Genomic DNA, 1,232 nt, shown 5'->3' with positions numbered 1-1,232 from the left:
GCCACCCCGGTGCGGTGGAGCCAGACCGTCACCAGGAAGGACGGCGAGGCCACGCGCACCTGGATCCGCCGCGGCATCGCCGAAGGCGACACGGACGTCGACGGCCACGCGCAGCACTGGGTCGTCTACCTGACCGCCACGCGCACCGAAGGCCGGGTCGCCTCGCTGGACCTCATCGAGACCCGCGCGGACGGCACCGTGTCCACCCACCCCCTGGGCTTCCGCGAGACCAAGGCCGACTACCGGATCGAACTGCCCGCCGGGTCGCTCACCAGCGGCCTGACCCTGGGCCACACCAGCGCCGCCCCGGACGGCGGCGGCGTCACCGAGGGCGCGCCGATCCCCACCACGCTCGGCCCGGACGGCTCCCGCACACTCAAGGTCACGCTCAACGGCGTCACGTACACCGTGCACGTCACGTTCGCCAGGCCGGCCGCCACGCCGACCGCCACCGCGGCCCGCCTGTCCGGCATCTACGTGAACAAGGCCGGGCATACCGTCAGGGGCGACCTGATCGACGGCTGGAACCCCGACACGCTCGACTACACCATCCGCATCCGCGCGAACGCGCCGGGCGTGTACGTGCTGCCCGTCGCACCGAACGGCGTGACCGTGTCCGCCGGCGACGTGCGGCAGAGCGCGTACGCGACGACCCAGTACTGGACCGTGCGCGCCGCGAACGGGCAGACCCGCACGTACAGCGTGACCGTGGTCCGCGACCACGAGCCCACCGCCGCCGAACGGTTCGCCCCGGCCGCGCCCGTCGACCGCGGCGGCGACCGGGCGGCCCCCAGCCCCTCGACCGCCGGCCTGCGCGACCACGGGTACGTGCTGCACGGCCGGTACGTGGCCGTCACGGCCACGTCGTACACGATCCCCGAGGGCGGGACCGTCGCCTGGCGCAGCTGGCAGGGCCAGACCGTGCGGCCGACCGTCACCCGCGGCGCGGGCATGACCTGGACCTACGTGCTCGACACGCTCAGCCCCGACGGCACGCACGCCGCCCGCACCACCCTGACCGTCACCTACCTGACCGACGCGACCCACCGGGCCGGGCTGACCGGCCTGCTCGTCAACGGGCGACGTCTCGACGGGTTCGACCCGACGCGCCGCGACTGGACCGTCCTCGTGGCCGACCCCGCGCACTGGACCGTGTCCCCGGTGTTCGACCGCACGTCCGGCATGAGCGCCGTCACCCGCAAGCGGGCCGGCACGGCCCTGATCCGCGTGAC

Annotated in this window: 1 pseudogene; it reads left to right on the top strand. The window is 74.4% G+C overall.

What is annotated here, in order from left to right:
- Window positions 1-1,232 (top strand): annotated as a pseudogene (locus Uis1B_RS12130) (cell surface protein); the annotation flags it as partial.

Source organism: Bifidobacterium margollesii, assembly GCF_002860355.1.
Lineage (GTDB): Bacteria > Actinomycetota > Actinomycetes > Actinomycetales > Bifidobacteriaceae > Galliscardovia > Galliscardovia margollesii.
The sequence above is the reverse complement of the archived record's forward strand: the minus strand, read 5'-3'. Positions and strand labels throughout refer to the sequence as shown.